We start from the raw sequence: 256 nt of genomic DNA, 5'->3' as shown, positions 1-256 counted from the left end.
GCGGATGCTTGTTTCGCCGGCTTCGGACAGCCCGACGGGCTTCACCCGGCCTCCCGCGAGGAGGTCCGTGACCGTGCCGGCGACATCTTCGAGGGGCACGTTCGGGTCCACCCGGTGCGGGTAGAACAGGTCGATGCGGTCGGTCCTGAGCCGCTGCAGGCTGGCCTCGCAGACGGCGCGGATGTTCACCGGGCGGCTGTCCAGCCCCAGGTCGGCATTGGCCTCCTTGAACCCGAACTTGGTCGCAATGACCACC

Annotated in this window: 1 protein-coding gene; it reads right to left on the bottom strand. The window is 68.8% G+C overall.

What is annotated here, in order from left to right; genetic code table 11:
* Positions 1 to 256 (bottom strand): aldo/keto reductase (locus tag ACQG3P_RS20545; RefSeq protein WP_426806078.1); only part of this gene is annotated, 256 nt, incomplete at both ends.

The sequence above is a fragment of the Stenotrophomonas sp. SrG genome (genome assembly GCF_050031795.1).
Classification (GTDB): domain Bacteria; phylum Pseudomonadota; class Gammaproteobacteria; order Xanthomonadales; family Xanthomonadaceae; genus Stenotrophomonas; species Stenotrophomonas rhizophila_A.
Note: the sequence above shows the minus strand (reverse complement) of the source record. Positions and strands in the feature narration are given on the sequence as shown.